The organism is Cutibacterium namnetense, assembly GCF_001642025.1.
Lineage (GTDB): Bacteria > Actinomycetota > Actinomycetes > Propionibacteriales > Propionibacteriaceae > Cutibacterium > Cutibacterium namnetense.
In genome coordinates this window covers 144870-165087 of the sequence record NZ_LWHO01000005.1, presented here as the reverse complement: position 1 = coordinate 165087, position 20218 = coordinate 144870, and the positions used below count along the sequence as shown (strand labels likewise).

The 20218-nt window shown below is 60.3% G+C and carries 14 protein-coding genes; 8 read left to right on the top strand and 6 right to left on the bottom strand.

Annotation, left to right across the window (positions count from 1 at the left end; genetic code table 11):
* Nucleotides 1-2 precede the first annotated feature (2 nt).
* Entirely contained in the window at nucleotides 3-542 is a 540-nt protein-coding gene (locus A5483_RS07690) for a MarR family winged helix-turn-helix transcriptional regulator (RefSeq protein WP_063811451.1), read from the bottom strand.
* A gap of 143 nt (nucleotides 543-685) precedes the next feature.
* On the opposite strand from A5483_RS07690, the gene A5483_RS07685 reads away from it, so the two are divergent.
* Nucleotides 686-2593, top strand: coding sequence for an AMP-dependent synthetase/ligase (locus tag A5483_RS07685; RefSeq protein WP_063811450.1), 1908 nt, complete (start codon nucleotides 686-688; stop codon nucleotides 2591-2593).
* Nucleotides 2590-3441, top strand: a complete 852-nt coding sequence (locus tag A5483_RS07680; protein WP_002550047.1) for an acyl-CoA thioesterase — start codon at nucleotides 2590-2592, stop codon at nucleotides 3439-3441. Before A5483_RS07685 ends, A5483_RS07680 begins: the two co-directional genes overlap by 4 nt.
* On the opposite strand, the gene A5483_RS07675 is transcribed toward A5483_RS07680, so the two are convergent.
* Entirely contained in the window at nucleotides 3438-5111 is a 1674-nt protein-coding gene (locus A5483_RS07675; RefSeq protein WP_002549992.1) for a glycoside hydrolase family 13 protein, read from the bottom strand. The genes A5483_RS07680 and A5483_RS07675 overlap by 4 nt on opposite strands.
* A 72-nt stretch (nucleotides 5112-5183) precedes the next feature.
* Nucleotides 5184-6632, bottom strand: coding sequence for an NADP-dependent phosphogluconate dehydrogenase (gene gndA / locus A5483_RS07670; protein WP_063811436.1), 1449 nt, complete (start codon nucleotides 6630-6632; stop codon nucleotides 5184-5186).
* A gap of 209 nt (nucleotides 6633-6841) precedes the next feature.
* Between gndA and A5483_RS07665 the strand changes: the two genes are divergently transcribed.
* Complete coding sequence (locus tag A5483_RS07665) at nucleotides 6842-7024, top strand: hypothetical protein (RefSeq protein WP_042843158.1); 183 nt, start codon at nucleotides 6842-6844, stop codon at nucleotides 7022-7024.
* A gap of 71 nt (nucleotides 7025-7095) precedes the next feature.
* On the opposite strand, the gene pepN is transcribed toward A5483_RS07665, so the two are convergent.
* Nucleotides 7096-9708: an aminopeptidase N gene (pepN, locus tag A5483_RS07660; RefSeq protein ID WP_063811435.1), complete on the bottom strand. Its 2613-nt coding sequence runs from the start codon at nucleotides 9706-9708 to the stop codon at nucleotides 7096-7098.
* Between the two features lie 339 nt (nucleotides 9709-10047).
* Between pepN and ligA the strand changes: the two genes are divergently transcribed.
* Nucleotides 10048-12270 (top strand): NAD-dependent DNA ligase LigA, encoded by a 2223-nt coding sequence (gene ligA / locus A5483_RS07655; protein ID WP_002550016.1) that lies wholly within the window; start codon nucleotides 10048-10050, stop codon nucleotides 12268-12270.
* Between the two features lie 77 nt (nucleotides 12271-12347).
* On the opposite strand, the gene A5483_RS07650 is transcribed toward ligA, so the two are convergent.
* Nucleotides 12348-13637 carry a GNAT family N-acetyltransferase gene (locus A5483_RS07650; protein WP_063811434.1) on the bottom strand — a complete coding sequence of 430 codons (1290 nt, stop codon included), beginning with the start codon at nucleotides 13635-13637 and terminating at the stop codon, nucleotides 12348-12350.
* Between the two features lie 66 nt (nucleotides 13638-13703).
* On the opposite strand from A5483_RS07650, the gene A5483_RS07645 reads away from it, so the two are divergent.
* Nucleotides 13704-14177, top strand: coding sequence for a ribose-5-phosphate isomerase (locus tag A5483_RS07645; RefSeq protein WP_002549969.1), 474 nt, complete (start codon nucleotides 13704-13706; stop codon nucleotides 14175-14177).
* Here the strand turns inward: A5483_RS07645 and A5483_RS07640 are convergent.
* Complete coding sequence (locus A5483_RS07640) at nucleotides 14166-14405, bottom strand: hypothetical protein (RefSeq protein WP_063811433.1); 240 nt, start codon at nucleotides 14403-14405, stop codon at nucleotides 14166-14168. The genes A5483_RS07645 and A5483_RS07640 overlap by 12 nt on opposite strands.
* A 74-nt stretch (nucleotides 14406-14479) precedes the next feature.
* Between A5483_RS07640 and A5483_RS07635 the strand changes: the two genes are divergently transcribed.
* The 3 genes from A5483_RS07635 to lysX all read left to right on the top strand — a co-directional run bounded on the left by A5483_RS07635 (nucleotide 14480) and on the right by lysX (nucleotide 20182).
* Nucleotides 14480-15298 carry an Fpg/Nei family DNA glycosylase gene (locus A5483_RS07635; protein ID WP_063811432.1) on the top strand — a complete coding sequence of 273 codons (819 nt, stop codon included), beginning with the start codon at nucleotides 14480-14482 and terminating at the stop codon, nucleotides 15296-15298.
* A gap of 96 nt (nucleotides 15299-15394) precedes the next feature.
* The gene (locus tag A5483_RS07630; RefSeq protein ID WP_042843156.1) at nucleotides 15395-16669 is read left to right on the top strand and encodes a hypothetical protein; all 1275 of its coding nucleotides are present in this window, start codon (nucleotides 15395-15397) and stop codon (nucleotides 16667-16669) included.
* A gap of 267 nt (nucleotides 16670-16936) precedes the next feature.
* Nucleotides 16937-20182 carry a bifunctional lysylphosphatidylglycerol synthetase/lysine--tRNA ligase LysX gene (gene lysX / locus A5483_RS07625; protein ID WP_063811431.1) on the top strand — a complete coding sequence of 1082 codons (3246 nt, stop codon included), beginning with the start codon at nucleotides 16937-16939 and terminating at the stop codon, nucleotides 20180-20182.
* Nucleotides 20183-20218 lie beyond the last annotated feature (36 nt).

The window sequence follows — 20218 nt, the reverse complement described above, 5'->3', positions numbered from 1 at the left end:
CCTCAGTCTGGCACGGAGAGAACAGCTCTCATGGCCCGTCCCATGGCTGCGAAGTCCTCAGGATCGACTGGGTCGACGAAAATGTGACGAACTGTACGAAGGTGGTCAGGAGCCGCTTGGCGCAGCAGGTCTATCCCGGCAGGACTCAACCGGGCTACTACACCGCGACGGTCCCGGACGTCGGGTTCTCGTGTAACGAGTCCGCGAGCTTCGAGCCGCTTAACAGTATGGGTGAGTCGGGACCTCGACTGATGCACCTCGGTGGCAAGCACAGACATCCGCACCGCGTAGTCGTCAGCCTCCGAGAGGCTCGCCAGAATCTCGTATTCGCATAGTTCCAGGCCATGGCGACGCAGGTCCTGCGAGAGACGAGAGGCGATATGCGCGGACCCAAGAAGCCATGCTCGCCAAACACGCTGTTGCTCGATGCTCAACCAGGGGGCCGCAGCTGCTCTGTCCGTCTGAGGATCGGCATCATCAGACGCCTCGTTGGCACCTTCATGAATGCTGCGCCCAGCGCCACCCCGCGACATAATCATCATCGTAGCCGTGCCGGGGGGAATGTTTTCCGATCCGCTCTTGTCGACAATCACCCATAGCTGATGTCAGGAGTTGTGGTGATCGGCCAATGAAACATGCAATAGCGTGGCAGAAGTCATTCTTTGACTGAGGAAAGGGTGTGTTCATGAGCCGTATCAGTGACGAAGAGACTCTTGCTGTGCAGAGGAAACTCCTCGCAGCCTCGGCAAAGAACTTTGGGGCGATGCTTGATCGTCAGGCAGATGCTCATCCCAACCGGATTGCGTTCTTGACACCTTCGGGCCCCGATGATGAGCCCAATACCTGGCTTCCGATGACCTTTGCTGAGTTCCGTCGCCAGGCCCACGAGGTTGCTGCCGGGCTGATCGAATTTGGTCTTTCTCGTGAGGGGCGCGTCGCCCTGCTCTCTGGGACTCGTACGGAGTGGATCATCGCCGATATGGCCATTTCCTGTGCAGGCGGCGCGACTACGACGATCTACCCGAATTCGGGGCCACAAGAGGCCAGCTTCATCCTGGTCGACTCAGACTCGTCCATCTTGTTCGTCGACTCGACGGCCCAAGTCGCCAAGATCCAGGGGCGCCCGGAAGTCGACGCGGTTGTCCGACACATCATTAGCTTTGTCGACGACTCCGAGCAGACCGGGGTCCGCGATGACCGCCTCACCACTATGGCTGACGTTATTGCTAAGGGACGACGTCGTTTGGCTGCTGAGCCAGATCTCGTCCGCCGCATGATCGACTCGATCGAGCCGGACGACCTGTGCACCCTCATCTACACCTCGGGCACAACTGGCACCCCCAAGGGAGTCGAACTGACTCACCAGGCTTGGACTTATATGGGGCAGGCATGGAAGAGCCTTGACATGTTGCGGGGCGGGGACGTTCATCTGCTGTGGTTGCCGCTTTCTCACGCTTTCGGCAAGTGTCTGGTCGCGATTTGCGTGGAGATTGGCATGACTCAGGCTGTCGAGCCGCGCATCCCGCGGTTGGCTCGTAGCCTTGGCGAGGTCAAACCCCGAGTCATGTGTGGTGTGCCCCGTATTTTTGAGAAAATCCGTGCCGGAGTCATGACGGCCGCCCCGCAGGGGCGTTTGACGAGCCGAGTCTCGCGGTGGGCATTCGCTACCGGCCGGGACGCCCAGCAGTATCGCCGTGCCGGCGACCGTCTGCCGGCCACCCTCGCCGCCAAGCGCAAGATCGCTGATGCCCTAGTGTTCTCCACCTTGCGCCGCAAGCTCGGCGGGATTGAGTTCATGGTTTCTGGTGGCGCCAAGCTCTCTGAGCAGGTGCAGCAATGGTTTTTCTCGGCCGGGATTCCCATTGTTGAAGGGTACGGGGCCACCGAGATTGGAGCGGTTGCTTTCTTTAGCGGCCCCACCGCTATTCGCACGGGAACTGTTGGGCCGGTCGTGCCGGGATGCCTGACGCGGATCGCGGCGGACGGCGAGGTGTTGGTTTCTGGACCAATCGTCGCTCGCGGCTACCACAACCTGCCCGAGAAAACTGCCGAGACGTTCACCGATGGCTGGTTCCACACCGGTGACATTGGTGAATTCGATGAGGAGAACTACCTGCGCATCACTGATCGCAAGCGGGACCTCTTCAAAACTTCTGGTGGTAAATACGTCGCCCCGCAGAAGGTTGAAGCCACTCTTATGGCCAACTGCCCATATTTGTCTAACGCCGTCGTGCTTGGCGAGGGACATAAGTACGCGGTCGCCCTACTCACCCTCGATAAAGACGCGCTCATGACCTGGGGTAAGAGACATGGTAAAGCTGAGGCCAGCTATGCCGAGCTTACCGCAGACCCACGCGTGCGGCGCAGTATTCAGGGGTACGTCGATCGTGCAAATTCGCGGCTTGAACGCTGGGAGACCGTCAAGAAATTTGCCATTCTTGACCACGACCTGACTGAGGATTCTCACTCAGTGACGACCAGCCTCAAGGTGCGTCGTGGCGTGGTGGCTGAAAAGTACGCCCACCTCCTTGACGAGATGTTCGCTGACGAAAACGATCAACCGGGCGCCGCAGGGGGAAGCGCCGCGTCATGACCGGAGCTGTCGTCGTCGATATTCCACTGCGCTGGTCCGATATGGACGCACAGGGACACGTCAATAACGTCCGTATTAGCGAGCTTGTGCAGGAATCAAGAAATCAGGCGTTCTACACCAACGGTGCCCAGGAAATGCTTGACACGGGGATCGTCGTTGTCAGTCAAGATGTGGAGTTCTTGGCCCCTTTCGTGGTTGACCGTAGCCCATTGCGTGTAGCTGTCGGTTGCTCCCAGCTCGGCGCGGCCCGGACCGTCCTTGACTATCGCGCCTGGCACCACGACGTTGAAGTCGCTCGTGCTCGGGGAACCATCTGCCCCTTCGACTTTGCGACCGGTCGACCCCGACGCCTCACCGAGGGTGAGCATGGCGCGTTCGAGTCCATGAAGGTCGAGTCGCAGCGGTGGAAGCCCATCAAGGTGGTAGATGTGTCCGAAACGGGTGACATCGTCGAGGTGCCAATCCGCTGGTCCGACGTCGATCGTCAAGGCCATGTCAATAACGTGAGTCTGGCCGGGTACTTGCAGGAGGCGAGGATCCTGGCGACGACGTCGTGGTCGCCAGGAATGAGACGAGCTGGGGACCATATGTGGGTCGTCGTGCGTCAGGACATTCGGTATCGCCGCCAGGTCCTGCCGGCGCAGAGAACGTGCCGAGTCCATACCGCCCTGACGCGATTGGGAACCTCGTCAATGACGCTGGCCGGGTCGATAGCCACCGAGGAAGGATCGGCTCTCGACGCTGCCACCGTGCTGGTTTGTGCTGACCCAAAGACGGGTACCTCGGTGCCCATCGATGACCAGACGAGGCAGGCTTTGTCGGCCCACCTCGTCACGGTCGACGGTTAGGTTCGCAACCAGACGGCCTGGTCGCGACCAACCGATACCCTCCCGCCTCGGGTTTCCAACGGGGTCGACGACGCGATGACCAGTTCAGCATCCACTGTCACGTCTTTGGTGCCGAAGTTGACGATGCACCGGAAGCCGGGCTCGCGGGAAAAGTCGAGAACCTCGTCGCTGGACTCGTTCCAGGACATCGTTCCTGCCCCCAATGCTGGGTTGATATGGCGCTCGGCCAGCAGGGTGCGGTAGAGGGTAAGGAAGGACGATGAATCGTTGTGCTCAGATTCGACGGTCCACTCGGCCCAACTACTCGGCATGGGGAGCCAGGTCTTCGCGTTTGTCGACCACCCATAGGGCGCGTCGGAACCGCTCCACGGCATGGGAACGCGACATCCGTCACGGCCACGATCTGTGTGTCCAGAACGTTTCCAGGTGGGGTCTTGGAGGGTTTCTTCGGGGAGATCTTCGACCTCCGGAAGGCCAAGTTCCTCACCTTGGTAAATGTAGGCGCTACCGGGTAGGGCCAGCTCCAGCATGACGGCGGCGCGGGCTCGACGCCGTCCCAAAGCCACATCAGTAGGGGTGCCATGAAACCGGGCGTGAGGAGCCGACGGATCTGAGAAATCTAACCCGGAGATCTCCTTGCCGTAGCGTGAGACCGGGCGGAAATTGTCGTGGTTACCAAGCACCCAGGTGGCACTAGCGCCTACCGACTTGTGAGCCGCTAGCGATTCGGTGATAGTGGTGCGAAGCGAGCTGGCTTTCCACGCCGAGATGAGGAACTCGAAGTTAAACGACGTGTGCAATCGGTCTGACTCGAGGTAGCGGACCAAACGGTCGTGGGGAAGATAGGCCTCGGCGACGAACATCCTGGGGCCCTCAGGAGTATCGGCGTATTCGTCGGCGATGGCACGCCAGCGTCGCTGAATTGCCGCAAGTCCAGGCTGATCCCACATCGGGCTATCCCCGACAAGCTCGCCGAATTCTTCACCCTCGGGGAGGTCCGGAAGACCGGATTCCTTGACCATCGCGTTGGCGACGTCGATGCGGAAACCGTCGACCCCGCGGTCGAACCAGAACCTCAGCACCCGGTCGAACTCTTCGATGACGTCGGAATTCTCCCAGTTCCAGTCGGGCTGGGAGACGTCGAAAAAGTGCAGGTACCACTGACCGGGGGTGCCATCAGGCTCGATGATGCGCTCCCACGCGCCGCTGCCGAAAACTGACGGCCAGTTGTTCGGGGGGAGCTCGCCGTTCTTACCACGGCCATCACGGAAAATGTAGCGGTTGCGCTCCGGGGAGCCGGGAGCTGCGGCCAACGCTTTCTTGAACCATGGATGCTCCTGAGAGGAGTGGTTCGGGACGAGGTCAATGATGACCCTCAGGCCCAGCTCGTGCGCCCGCGCCACGAGGGCGTCCGCATCGGCGAGGGTGCCGAAGTCCGGGTTGATGTCGCAGTAGTCGCTGACGTCGTATCCGCCGTCGGCCATGGGGGAGGGATACCACGGCGAGATCCACAAAGCGTCGACACCCAAAGTGACGAGGTGGTCGAGGTGGTCAATGATGCCACGCACGTCGCCAATGCCGTCTGCATTCGAGTCAGCGAAGCTGCGTGGGTAAACCTGGTAGACGACGGCGGATTTCCACCAGTCGATAGTCGTGGGGGAAGTGGTCATGGGATCCTTATGGGGCTGTGTGGGGTAAGAAAGACACGGCGGCCAGGGCTGGCCGTCGTCGTGGAGGGAAGATCAGTCGGCGCGAACTTCGCGACCGTCACCTGACCAGTTGACGTGCCAAGAACCCTCGTCGTCAACGCGACGGTACGTGTGGGCACCGAAGAGGTCACGCAGGCCCTGGGTGAGGGCAGCGTTAAGACGAGGGGCTCGGACTTGGTCGTAGTAGCTCAGAGCTGAGGAGAATCCCGGAACTGGAACACCGGCCTCGATAGCACGGGCGACGACTCGGCGCCATGCTTGCTGGCAGCGCGCGAGCTCGGCCTTCACGGACGGGGCTTCAAGGAGGGTGGTGAGGTCACCGGAGGCGTACTCATCCTTGATGCGCTGGAGGAGACGTGCGCGAATGATGCAGCCGGCGCGCCAGATCGAGGCGACTTGACCCATATCGACTTCCCAATGGTATTCGGCGGCTGCAGTACGGATCTCGTCGAGACCCTGCGCGTAGGCCACCACTTTCGCTGACCATAGGGCATCACGGACATCGTCAATGAAGGCTTGCCGGTCCTCAACAGTGATGATGCGTTGCGGCCCGGTGAGGGCTTGCTGCCCGATCTTGCGCAGCGGCACGGCGCTGGAAACGGACCGGGCGGAGACAGCCGCGCTGATGGTGGAGACGTCCACCCCAAGCTCGAGAGCTGTCTGGACGGTCCAGGTGCCTGTTCCCTTCATTCCCGCCTCATCGCGGATGACATCGAGGAGATCTGTGACGGTGCTTCGAGGATCCTTGGCACGCAGCACCCGGGACGTGATTTCGACGAGGTAGGAATTGAGGTCGCCGTGGTTCCATGATTCGAAGACATCGGCGGCCTCAGCGTTGGACAGACCAGCGGCACTCAAGAGGGCGTGAGCCTCCCCAATGAACTGCATGCCGGCGTACTCGATGCCGTTATGGACCATTTTGACGAAGTGTCCGGCGCCGTCAGTCCCCATCCATGCGCAGCAGGGCTCGCCGTCGACGTGGGCGGAGATCTTCTCTAAAACCGGTCCGATGGCTTCGTAAGACTCCGTGGATCCGCCGGGCATGATCGACGGACCCTCAAGGGCGCCGACCTCGCCACCAGAAATACCGGTGCCAACATAGTGGATGCCGGTGGGACGAATTTCCGCCTCCCGGCGGCGGGTATCACCAAAGTAAGCATTACCACCGTCGACGAGAACATCGCCAGGCTGGAGGAGAGGGGTGATTTCCTTAATGACGGCATCGGTGCCGCGACCTGCCTTGACCATCATGACGATGCGGCGCGGGCGTTCGAGGCTGGTTACGAAGTTGGCCAGGTCGTGGAAGGGCAGGAATGTTCCTTCGTCGCCATGCTTGGCTACCACCTCGTTGGTACGTGACGCGGTGCGGTTATAGATGGCGACGCGGAAGTCCTTGCGAGCCATATTGCGCGCCAGGTTAGAGCCCATGACGGCCATTCCAATGACGCCGACCTCGGCGGTCTGCGGCGCAGTGTCACTCATGCGAGTCCTCCTCGGTGTCTCGTCCCACTATCTTTCCAGTGATCGGCTTTTGATGCAGGTGAGGGTGAATCTGGTTAGGTCGTGAGACGCCGCGTGCGTGGGGAACATGCTGATGGCGCCTCAACCCTTTCCAATATGGTCTTAAGAATCCCGTGATTAAACCCTATGAGTTCGGTTCCTCACGCGCGTCGAGACGCTACGCTGAGGCCATGATCGATGCGCTGGCCCTCGCGCCCATGAAAACTTTACCCGGCTGGCCCGAAGCCGATTACAGCCCCATTCACTTACTCATGCTGTGCGTCGTGTGGCCGATCGCCACCGCGGTCCTTTTCGCCCTCATCGGGTGGGGAGCCCATCTTGCGAACGGGCGCAGTAACAAGGATTCTGACTGATCCCCGCTCAGCTGTTTGATAACGAAAACGACAGTGGCCTCGAACGAATGGTTCGAGGCCACTGTCGTCGTTCACGCGCGGCTAGCTTCCTGGCAGCGCAGGGTACGACGGGCGGTATCAGCACGTTCGGTAAGAACGCGACGGACCGTGCTGCCAGGGTTGTTATCGGAAATCCAGCTGTCGAGTTTGTCGAGCCAGGCGGCGTCGATGACCTCGGTATTCGGGAACAGCCACATTAAGGCGTTCTGTACCTGGGCGTGACCAGCTGTGGCCCACTGACCCTCGTGGGAGTCGATGGCCCGGCATAGTTCGAGATATGGGTCGACATACGGGGAGAGAACGTCGGCCTGATCAGGCTGAATGAACTGCATGACCAACTGACGGTAGGTCTCATTGGGCACCGAGTCGTCGGTGGTGGCGCGCTGCCAGGCGGCCTGTTTAGCTTCGGTAGTCGGCATCGCAGCGCGAGCCCCGGCGGCCTGCTCGGAACCAGAGATGGTGTTGTCTCGCTGCAGTTCGGCGGCGATCTCGTCCTCCCCGACTTGTCCCATCCTGGCAAGTGCGGTGACCAGGCGCCACCTCATGCCTTGGTCGATATCGAGTCCCTCGGGGACTTCCTCTGCCGACAGCCACCCCTTGAGCAGATCTGCAGCGTCCGGGGTGGCCGCAGCAGCTAAACCGTTGGCGTAGGCAACCTGGTGATCAGAACCGGGCTCGGCATCTCGAAGGCCAGTCGCGAGGATGGCGACGAGACAGTCGCGCAACTCCTGACGATCTTCGGTGCTGCTGTACGAGATCGCGGCGGTGGTCGCCTGGCGGATGAGTGCGGTTACGGCTGTGAGATCGGTTTCGCTGGGCAAACCTTTACCAACCAAGGCGACGTAATCTTGGGCGCGCATCTCGGCATCGCGGCACATGTCCCACGCCGAGCTCCAGCACAGTGCCCGGGCGAGTGGATCGGACAGGGCATCAATGTGGTCGATAAGGGTGGCCATCGATTGATCGTCGAGACGCACCTTGGCGTAGGTCAGGTCGCCATCGTTGAGCAGCACCAGATCGCCGCGGGTGTGTCCGATGAGGGCCGCGATCGGGGTGCGTTCGTCGTGAATGTCCACGTCGAGACGCTCCGTGCGAATCAGCTTGCCGTCGGTCAGGGTGTATATGCCGATTCCCAGACGGTGTGTGCGCAGGGTTGGGTAATTCTCGATGGCCGTCTCGACGATGTCGAAACGGGTGAAGTTGCCATCTGCATCCACATCGAAGTCCGCGCGGATGGTGTTGACACCGGGGGTGCGCAGCCACTGCTCAGTAAATGAGGACAGGTCGCGTCCCGACGCCATCTGAAGCTGGTGGAGAAGATCCTTGAGCTCGGTGTTTGAGAAGGCGTTTTGGGCGAAGTATGTTCGCACGCCGGCGAGGAACTCATCCTCACCTACGAAAGCAACCAGCTGTTTAAGGGTTGATGCGCCCTTGGCGTAGGTGATCCCGTCGAAGTTCTGTTCGACGGTGTCAAGGTCGACCATGTCGGCTGCAATGGGATGGGTGGTGGGCAGCTGGTCCTGGGTGTAACCCCAGGTCTTGCGTTGGTTGGCGAAGGAGACCCACGGATCGATGCCGCCATACTTGTCAACGATCTTTTCCTGGCAGTGGTGTGAGGCCCACTCAGCGAAGGACTCATTGAGCCACAAATCGTCCCACCACTTCATCGTTACGAGATCACCAAACCACATGTGGGCAAGCTCATGAAGAATGGTGTTGTCACGGTTTTCGTATGCAGCTGAAGTGACGCGGGAGCGAAAGAGTAGATCGTCGCGGTGAGTCACACAGGCGGCATTTTCCATGGCGCCCGCGTTGAACTCCGGAACGAAGGATTGGGTGTACTTGCCGAACGGGTAGGGGTACCCGAACTCGGCCTCGTAGACCTCGAATCCGCGCTGGGTGGTGGTCCGGATGCGGTCGGCGTCAAGGTATTCCGTCATTGACTGACGGCACAGAATGTCGGCAGCAATTTCTCCAGACGTCGTATGGATTGTCCCGTGATCGACATGATATTCACCAGCGACGAGAGCCGTGAGGTAGGTCGAAATGGGAAGGGTGGGTTCAAAGGACCACCGCGACATCCCCTCCCATGGGCCTTCGGTTGGTTCCGGGGTAGAAGAGTTGGAAACGATGGTCCAACCGGTAGGTGCGATGACTTGCAGCTCGAAGGTCATCTTTTGGTCAGGCTGCTCGAAGTTGGCGTACATGCGCCTGGCGTCAGCAGTCTCGAACTGGGTGTACAGGTAGATCTTGTCGTCGGCGGGGTCGACAAAACGGTGTAGGCCCTCACCAGAATGGGAGTAGCGGCACAGTGCGGTGACGGTTATCTCATGGGTTCCCGGTTCAGTCGTGAATGGGAAACGATTATGTGAGAATGCGGCGGGATCCAATGGGGTGCCGTCGAGGTCTGCGGCGTAGACGCCGTCAGCAATGAGGTCGAGATGGCTTGGCCCGCCAGTTGATGAGAACTGAATTGTTGAGGAGGAGACGAAGGTTTCGGTCGGCTCGCCGAGCGGATCGCCGTTGGGGTCGCGTCCAGAAAGATCAACGAGCACCTTGGAACTGTGCGCCGTGATGACTTGGGAGCGCTGCTGCGCTTCCGCGCGAGTGATGTTGACCGAACTCATCATGCCTCCGTGGAACATGCGTTAGTTATGAGCACACAAAATGCACTCAACAATTCCCACGAGACTCTATCGGTTCCCCCTTTGGCTGTCTCGTCAATTCTCAACTGTGATCCAAGCTTATACTGCGCCATACGCGAACAATGCATGTCTGGGTAAGTACGTGCGAGGGGCGCGTCATGACGACAAGAGTTGATTTTTATGGTGCGAGCCGGCCTGCCGGTCGGCATGGGTTGGTGCTCGGGCCGAGGCATGACGAGTTCGATCAGGACATGCGGATCTGCCACTATCAGAGCATGGCCTCGGCCCGACAGAACGTCGGTGAGTGCACAAGCATGTGAACTGCGCAAGGATGGAACCATGGTTGACGATTCCGCCCGAGGTGGCGAGCTGGAGGCGAGCGAGGCTGGGGCCATAGCGCGTCACCGCTGGACTGAGTTGGCCCAGCGCATCCTCGATGCCCAGGACGCCTACTATGCCAACGACGCTCCAACGATCTCTGACGCCGAATACGACCAGCTCATGGTCGAACTCAAGAAGGTGGAGGACGATCATCCCGAGTTGCGCACTCCCGACTCGCCCACCCAGCGGGTCGGAGCTCCGCAGCGGGTGACAGATTTTGCTCCGGTTGAACACCTCGAACGGTTGCTGAGCCTGGACAATGTCTTCACCCGGGACGAACTGTCAGAATGGATGAGCAGGGTCGTCACCGCAGTCGGAATGATCCCGAACTTCCTCTGCGAGCTCAAGATCGACGGGTTGGCTGTCGACCTCGTCTACCGGGACGGACAGCTCGTATCCGGGGCGACACGAGGTGACGGTCGTATCGGCGAGGACGTCACCGCGAACGTGCGTACGATCGCGGCGATACCCCAAAAACTGACCGGTGACGACATCCCTAGCCTGCTTGAGGTGCGGGGTGAGGTGTTTTTCCCGGTCACTGACTTTGCTGACCTCAACGCTGCCCTCATTGAAGCAGGCAAGAGCCCTTTCGCTAACCCGCGCAATGCGGCTGCCGGTTCACTGCGGCAGAAAGACTCTCGGGTGACGGCGTCCCGTCCCTTGTCGATGATCGTCCACGGTATCGGGGCATTGGAAGGCCATGTTTTCCCTAGTCAGGGGCATGCTTATGACAAGCTCGCGCAGTGGGGGCTACCCGTTTCGCCCTACCTCAAGATCGTGGAGAACGCCGATGAGGTGCACGAGTTCGTGACTCACTGGGGTGAGTTTCGCGACGAGGCCTCTCACCAGATCGACGGCGTGGTGGTCAAGGTTGATGACGTTTCTTTGCAGCGCAAGCTGGGTGCCACCTCGCGAGCTCCTCGATGGGCCATCGCCTACAAGTACCCTCCGGAAGAAGTCAACACCGAACTCCTTGACATCCGCGTCAATGTTGGAAGGACAGGTCGCGTCACCCCGTATGGGGTCATGAGACCAGTCACAGTTGCCGGATCCACCGTCGAGATGGCTACCCTCCACAACGCTTTCGAGGTCAAGCGCAAAGGTGTGCTCATTGGCGACACCGTGGTGCTACGCAAAGCCGGTGACGTTATCCCGGAGATCCTAGGTCCCGTAGTTGAGCTGCGCGACGGCACCGAGCGGGAGTTTTCCATGCCCGATCACTGCCCGAGCTGTGGGGTGAAACTGGCCTACGAAAAGGACGGTGACAAGGATCTTCGCTGCCCTAATGCCAAGGGTTGTCCCTCGCAGCTACGCGAGCGGGTCTTCGGATTAGCGTCGCGCGGTGCCCTCGATATTGAGGCCCTCGGCTGGGAGGCCGCCATCGCCTTGACCGATCCGGAACACCAGCGCCCAGGTGACGGTGAGGTCGCTGAGGGACTTCCACAACGGCAGACGGCAGTGCTCAGTTCCGAGGCCGGTCTATTCGACCTGCAGCCCGATGACCTCGCTGAGGTCAAGGTGTGGCGTCGCCGGAAGGTTAACGGCGAGCCGGGACCCTGGCAGCTCGAGCCCTATTTCTTCACTAAGGCGACAGCGAAGAAACCCTCGGTCCCGTCCGCTACGACCAAGAAAATGTTCGATGAGTTAGCGAAGGCCAAGTCGCAGCCGTTGTGGCGAGTACTGGTCGCCCTGTCTATTCGCCATGTCGGACCAACGGCGGCCCGGGCCCTGGCCACCCACTTCGGGTCAGTTGAGGCCATCCGGGAAGCGTCCATTAAGGAACTCGCTGGAGTCGACGGGGTAGGTGAAACTATCGCCGAATCGGTTAAACGATGGTTCGAAGTCGATTGGCATCAAGAAATCGTCAGTCGATGGGCCGCAGCTGGAGTGCGGATGGCCGACGATCGTGACGAGGCTCCTGAGCAGACCCTCGAAGGGCTGACTGTGGTCGTCACGGGAAGTCTGGCGGGATTCAGTCGTGACGAGGCCAAGGAAGCCATCGTCTCGCGCGGAGGAAAAGCGGCGGGGTCCGTCTCCCGGAAGACTGACTACGTCGTCGTGGGGGAGAACGCTGGGTCCAAGGAGACCAAAGCGCGAGACCTAGGACGTCCCATCCTTGACGAAGCCGGGTTCCGGTATTTGCTTGAAAACGGTCCGCAGGGCGTCACAACCGTCGGGTGAGGGGCGATTTTGCGAGGTTGCTTCCCCGCAAAGGCAACGTGGACCGGGCAAAAACACCCGGTCCACGTAAGGATGCCTCAGAATTCCGAAATGTTATGGGCGACGTCGACGGTGGAGAACATCCGGTCGACCGCTGCGATCTGCTCGTCAGTGCCAGTAACGCGGTGGGCCGCGGCCAGCGAGAATCCCCGGCCCGTTCCGAAATACAGCGACCCAAGTGCAGCCACATCAACAGTGGCTGCGTCGGTAGAGTCGTCGATCTTCGTGACGGTCGCCGGCGCTCCCGGAGCATCGACGTCGATCCGCCAGGTGCCTTCGGCATAACCCATTGGGTCGACGACGTGGAAGGTGACTGAGCCCTGATGGTCCCAGCCGCGTACCGCCATCGCCTTCTCGACGTCAAGGATGCGAAGCCAGCCGAGGTCGGTATGGCTGGTGAACTTCACAACTCGAGGGTCTTCCACTGCCCACGGCAGTGGGGTGGCGGGGTCAACCTTCGGTGCTTTGATGGTCTCGATGAGATCAATTGAGGCGAGGAACTCCCACAGCGCGACCTCGGCATTCGGGGTGGTGGCGACCATATCGAGGATGGTGATCTGGGAGCCGAAATCCTTGTCAATCTGGTAGGAGACGACGCCGTCGGGTTCGCCATCGTCGTTGTGATGGACGATCGAACGGACGCGACGATTTGGGCCGCCCTTGTGAGGATCCCAGCGTCCAGAGGCGTAGTCGACGTGCCACGGCTGGCGATTGTGGGATCCGCGTCGGGTTCGGTGAAACTCGGAGAACACTTTGAGACGAAGATCATCAATGGCCAGTGGATCAGCCATCGAGACTGTGCCGCTCGGGGTGTGGTTGAGCTTAAACCGGCCGTCGGCGACGATCTCGACGCTTTGATCACGGGTTGAGATGCCGTATCCGAACCGTCCGTAGATGCTGCCCTCAGTGACGGTCAGGGCGGCGAATGGCAGACCCTCCTCTTTGGAACGGGTCAGAGCATTCGTCATGAGGGTACGCAGCAAACCGCGTCTGCGGTGGCTGGCGCGTACGGTGACGTCGGTGATGAACGTGGCCGGCTCGAGATGGCCGTGACCGGTGTTAATGGTGCTCGGGTATGCGGCCATTGTCGCGACTGGAAGGCTGGGGAATTCTGGGTCCGGATTAGGTTGGCGGACCGTCCACAACTGTTCGCCCGCTACACAGGTGGCGTAGTGCTCGAGCTCGGCATCGGAAGGTTGGGCTAGGTGAAATCCCAGTGCTACCGCGCGCAGCACATTGTCGACTGCTTCGCTGCGGGAACCGTCGCTCGTGACCAGTTCCAGACGGTAGGGGTCGGGGACCTGAACAGATGAGGTGCTTTCAGCCATAGCCTTCACGCTATCGGAGATGCTCTGCGGCACTGACCGGCTGGGCCCGGGTGCCATGATGGTGGCATGACTTTCAAGCCTTCACATGTTCATATCGGCACCGACCATGCGGCCTTCGAGCTTAAGGAGTATCTCGTTGGCAAGCTGATGGAAGCCGGATATCAGGTCGTCGATCATGGCGCGTCTAGCTATGACTGCCAGGACGATTATCCCGACTACTGCATCCCGTGCGCTCAGGCTGTGGTGTCCGAGCCGGGGGCGCTTGGCATCGTGCTGGGCGGCTCCGGTAACGGTGAGCAGATCGCTGCAAACAAGGTCAGGGGAGTCCGTGCAGCGCTGGCGTACAGCGTCGAGATCGCCGAGCTGGCACGTCTGCACAACGACGCAAACGTTGTCTCTCTAGGCGGCCGGATGCAGACCCACGAGGAAGCCTGGCAGATTGTCGAAACCTTCTTGACGACCGACTTCTCCCACGAGGACCGCCACGAACGTCGTATTGACAAGCTCACCCGCTGGGAGGATGAGGGCTCACTGGGATGAGCTCTGCTGCCCTGAATCATTGACGGAGCTGGCGGTGGCTCGACGTCGAAGATCCGCCAGTATCGTCTCCCATTCCTGGCCCGGTTCGGGCATCTGGGACTCTCCAGAGGGAGCTGGCTGCTCGACAGGTTCGCGCGCCCTCATAGCGCGGTTTTCATCGAGGATTGGCCCATGGCCACGTCGGTGGTCGTGGGTTCGATGCTTTGTGCCGTGGCCAGTGGCATTCATGAAACTATCCTGCCTCAAGTCGTCGCCCTGTTTGACTCCCACGGCGCCATAACCAACTATCCGAGAGGACAATCGTGCCTGAAGGCCACGTCATCCATCGCCTCGCCAATGCCATTGGCTCAGCGTTCGCCGGTTCACGGGTTGAGGTCACCTCTCCGCAGGGACGATTCGCCGAGTCCGCAGCCATGCTGGATGGGGCAGTGCTGACCTCGGCTCAAGCATGGGGCAAACACCTCGTTGTGGACTTCGACGATCATCGTCTTGACCATCTGCTGCACATCCACTTGGGGCTGATTGGCAAGCTAGTAGTTGAGCCGATAGTTCCAGTCGTTGGTCAGGTGCGGTTACGTATCACTGACGGCGTTACGGCGGCTGATCTACGTGGTCCGCAAACGTGTGAGCTCATCAGCGACGGTGAGTGGCGGAAAGTCGCAGCCACCATTGGCCCCGACCCCATCCGCGACGATGCAGATCCGGAGGTTGCGTGGGACAAGGTACGGCGGTCGTCACGACGAATCAGTGACCTGCTGTTGGACCAAAAAGTCGCGGCTGGAGTTGGCAACATCTACCGAGCTGAGGTGCTATTTCGCCACCGCATTGATCCGGCGACCCCCGGCAAGCAGATCTTTCACTCTACGTGGACGGCGATGTGGAATGATCTGGTCATGCTCATGCGGGCCGGGGTCGAGGCAGGACGCATCGATACCGTGCTCCCGGAGCACACCCCGGAGGCGATGGGGCGGCCCCCTCGGGTAGACCGTCATGGCGGTGAGGTGTACGTCTACCGACGTGAGAACCAGCCCTGTTTGGTGTGCCATACGCCGGTGAGGATGGTTGCACAGGGAGGGCGTCACCTGTTCTGGTGCCCGCGGTGTCAGCGTCGGCATCACTGACGGTTGTCGGCTTTGGAGGTCAGGATGAACCATGTCACCGTCGGCTCGCCGTGGACATTAGTGTCATGCCAGGAGTCCGCTCACGAGTGTTCCTGGATGTGGACTCACCCATGCGGGGCGGTTCTTTCGGTCCAGTCGCGCCAAGGAGACGCGGCGGAACTCGTCGTCGGGATCACTATGCCTCCCGGTGCCGATGACGCTGACGTGACGGTTCCTGGTCCGACTTGGACTCTCGAGCAACCGGTGCCAGCTATCGTCTGGGCTGCTGGGGTTAGCGGAGTTGTCGTCACTAGAAGCGCCTGCGACGATGCGACGCTGACAGTGTGGCGTCAAGACATGGGGGATTGCCATCCCGCTGATGAGGGGGTCAGTCTGCTGGGCACCGAGATCTCGCTATCTCCAGGCAGTGCTCGGATGGCTTTGTGGCGTGGTCGTCTGGCGGACACTGTCGTGGCAGCGCTGGAATGTCTTCCCGCTTGGTTGCCATCTGAAACGATCGTTGACTCGCCTGAGGAAATGATGTGTCGCACCCCAGATGCTGGCATGGTGGTCGACGGAACCGATCACACCAGTGAAACGATTGGCCCGCTATCAATGGGGGCTCACGACCTTGTCATTTACGAATCCCGGGGTGCTACCCGGGTGATGATTGGGTGGTCTCCCGAGCTTGCGGCGGTTGTTGGTGCCCGTGTCGACGAGATCATGTCGGATTTTGATCCACGCATCGTTTCAGGTCCGCAGACGTGGTTGCTTATGAATGCGGTCGGCATGAGGGTCGCGCCGTTTGAAGCCTTCGAAATGGCTGCCGAGGGCCTAGAGAATGTCTTGTCACGGCCCTTTAGGGGAGGTGACGACCACGTAGCCAAGCTCCTGACCTGTTGCGCTGCCTTCCGGCTGGGTCACCGCTTGGGTGATCCTGAGCTTCGTGACGAAGGGTTGCGTCGGTTATGGGAGCTCCCAATGGATGAGCCAGGCACTTTTATGTCCCGGTGTATAGCCTCGGCTGAGTTAGCTGAGCTGGTTCCGGATGGAGACTGGGTCAACGTCGCCGCACCTCGTGGCGAGGATCCGCTGGTACGCGCGGAACGAGCCATATGGACCGGGCGTTTTGGTGGCCCGGATGCTGACGAGGCGGTCTGGGAATTGGGGGCCTTTCTACCTGCGGTTCCCGGAGGGCCGCTCTATGCTGGCGGGCACCGGATGCCCCGGCGTCGCGCCGCCCTCGCCTACGCGATGACGACGGTATGGCCAGAGGATTTGACGAGCGCATTTGGCCCCATGCGGGTGGGAGAGTTGCGCCAGCGTACGGCACGTCGTCTGCTCATCAGCGAGCATCTCGACGATGAGGATCTGGCACTGCTCACCTGGTGACAAGCAGATGTGCCGTTGGGGCGGCAGGCTCACTACATTGTGTTAGAAATGCCTCATTTTTGCTTCCCAATCTCCATTTACGGTAGGCAAGTTGGGCCGTGTCGGTGGTGAGGTTCTGGTTGTGTCGCGTGCACGTGGCACAGTTATGGCGTGACATCGTCCGACCCTGTATCTGAGACTCGAGTGGCATCCGCTGCTCGGCCACGCACCGGTTCTCGATCGACTTCGAATCCACGGTCTACACCGGTTGTCGTCATCCCGCGGTTTATGAACATTGCCGCGCTACTCATTGTGTTGCGTCTGGTCTTCAGCCGCACTACGTGGGTGGCTATCGCCAACAACCTGTTCTCGGTGTTCATTTTCCCGATTGATGGTTTCGGCTGGGCCGGCGTGGTGGTCTTGTTGGTGCTTGCGGACGCGCTGTCGCGACGTAAGAGGTTCGCCTGGTGGATAAGCCTCATCGTGTTCGGGCTGATGTGGCTGGTGGCAGCCGCTTTCTTTACCATCGTGGTCACCGAGGTTCTCACCGGCGGGCCGACGGACACCCTTAATGACATTGATCTGGCAGGGTATCTTTTCAACGTCTTTTCCGTTGGTTGGATCCTGGAGGCATTGCTGACTCATCGTCACGATTTTGCTGCGCACACGGTTCGCGCCAATCTCGGACGAGCGGTCGTTGTACTTGTCGGGGGTCTGTTGGCTACCGGATTTATCGGGTGGCTGTTAGTGTCCCTAACCGGTGGTGTGGGACGGCCGCGGAACCGCTTGGTGCATATCATCACGCGTATCCTTCAAGGCAACGAAGCAAGTATCGCGCAGGAGCCGACGTCGCCGCATTGGGTGCAAGGCGTGGTGTCATTCCTGCTGGCCGTCGTGCTGGTGGCTGCGCTTGTCGTCATGCTGCGTTCCCAACGCAATATCGCGATGATGAGCCTGCTTGATGAGCTGCAAGTGCGACGCCTGCTTGACGAGAATCCGGCTGATTCCCTGGGATATTTTGCCCTGCGCCGTGACAAAGCTGTCGTCTTTTCCCGCAACGGTCGCGCCGCCGTCTGCTATCGCACTGAGGCTGGAGTGGCATTGGCGTCAGGTGACCCAGTTGGCCCGGTGGACCAGTGGCCTGGAGCCATTGACGCTTTTCTTGAAGTTGCCCATACCTATGGATGGGTACCTGCCGTCATCGGCACCTCAGAGGAAGGTGCGATGGTATGGAACCAGGCGGGCCTGAGGGCTATGCGTATCGGTGACGAAGCCATCATCTCCCCGGCTACGTTTAATCTCGATGATCCTGAGCTCAAGCCGGTGCGTCACACTGTCACGAAACTGCGTGCGATGGGGTACACGACCCGGGTTCGACGTCATGAGGACATCAATCCGCAGGAGTTGCACAGCCTGATTGACCTGACTGATAAATGGCGTCAAAACGGCGACGAGCGCGGCTTCTCGATGGCGTTGTCCCGGTTGGGGGACCCTCTGGATGGTCGATGCGTCATGGTGGAGGCGATCTACCCCGATGACGGTCCCCGCGCTGGTCAGACGGCCGGCATCCTTTCCTTTACCCCATGGGGCAATGACGGCTTGTCCCTCGACGTCATGAGGCGAGACCTTGACGGAGCAGATAACGGTGTGACTGAACTTATGGTCGCCGGACTCATGGCAGCTGGGCCCGAGATTGGCATTCGGCGGGTGTCCATGAACTTCGCGGTGTTCCGCGAAGCTATTGAAGAAGGCGCTCGCGTGGGTGCTTCCCCTGTGCGTCGACTTAACCGTTGGCTGGTACTGGTGGCATCGAAGTGGTTCCAGATTGAGCAGTTGTATCGCTCTAACGTCAAGTACAAGCCGAGCTGGCAGACCCGCTACCTTAATTTCACCGACACTTCTGACCTGGCCCAGGTAGGTCTGGCCATGGGCATCGCCGAAGGCCAGCTCGACATTCCTAAATGGCTTTACCCGGTGGAACCGCCGCCCCAGCCGATTTACTCGATTAGCGGGCACCCTGAGATCGCCGAATTTCTAGCGGAAGAACGCACACCGACTCTTCCGCAGCGTCGTCTTCCCGAGCAGGTTCGTACCCGGATGGCGACCCGCGAGCGTCTTATTGAGTCGGGAGTGGAGGCCTATCCGCCTGATTGTCAGCCCGACCACCGCCCGGGCGACGTCGTTGGCGAGTTGACTGGCCAGAAGATGACCGTTTCTGGACGAGTCGGCGCTTGCCGCGACCACGGCGGGGTCATCTTCGTTGATCTCTTCGACTGGACGGGAGCCTGCCAGCTAGTCATGGAACGTGACGCCGTGGGCGTCGACAGTCTGCGGGACTTCCGTCATGCGGTGTCTTTGGGAGACCACCTGGTAGCCGCTGGAACGGTTGGGGCTTCCCGTAACAAAACGTTAAGTCTGGAGACGACGTCGTGGCGGCTGGCAGCGAAATCGCTGCGACCACTGCCGCCGAGACGATCGGGATTCAACGACCCAGAGGCGAAGGTTCGGCAGCGCTATCTCGACCTCATCGTTAATCCGGGTGCGCGCGATCAACTGCGCGCTCGCTCTAACGCCATCCGCGCGGTGCGAGAGACCCTGCTGAGTCACGACTACATCGAGGTTGAGACGCCGATTCTGCAGACGATCCACGGCGGGGCGAACGCGCGTCCATTCCGCACCCACATTAATGCCTACGATCTGGACCTTTATTTGCGCATTGCCCCGGAGCTGTACCTCAAGAGGCTGATGGTCGGCGGGGCAGGACGAGTGTTCGAGATCGGTAGGAACTTTCGTAATGAAGGTGCCGACGCCACGCATAATCCGGAGTTCACGATGCTCGAGGCCTACCAGGCGTACGGTGATTACGTCCAGATGCGCCACCTCACGAGGGAGATGATCCTGTCCGCAGCCCGCAACGCTATCGGCGGGACGGTCGTGCGTGGGCGTGACCGCAAGGGTGTCGAGCACGAGGTTGATCTAGCTAACGAATGGCATGTCGTCACCGTCAATGAGGGAATTTCGCGTGGCTTGGGAGAGGAAGTCACTGCCGATACTCCCAAAGAGACGCTCATGGGGTATGCCAACAAGCTCGGTATTGCGACTTTGCCGAAGTGGAGTCGAGGCGACGTCGTCCTGGAGTTGCATGAGCACCTGAGTGAGCATGTCACCGTCGAGCCAACGTTCTTCTGCGACTTCCCGACGGACGTCTCTCCACTGACACGACAGCACCGCGATGACCCGCGGCTGGCCGAGAAATGGGATCTCATCATCTTCGGTTCCGAGGTGGGTACGGCTTACACGGAGCTCGTCGATCCGGTGATTCAACGAGAGAGGTTTACAGCCCAATCCTTGCTGGCTGCGGGGGGCGATCCGGAGGCGATGGAGCTCGATGAGGACTTCCTGGAAGCTCTCGAATACGCGATGCCGCCTTCTGGCGGTATGGGTATGGGCCTGGATCGTCTGGTCATGATGCTGACGAATGCGTCAATCCGCGAGACGATTAGTTTTCCGCTGGTGCGTCCGCGCGCCTTGTAAGGGCGTGAGGGTCCAGAACCTGCAGTGAGATAGGAG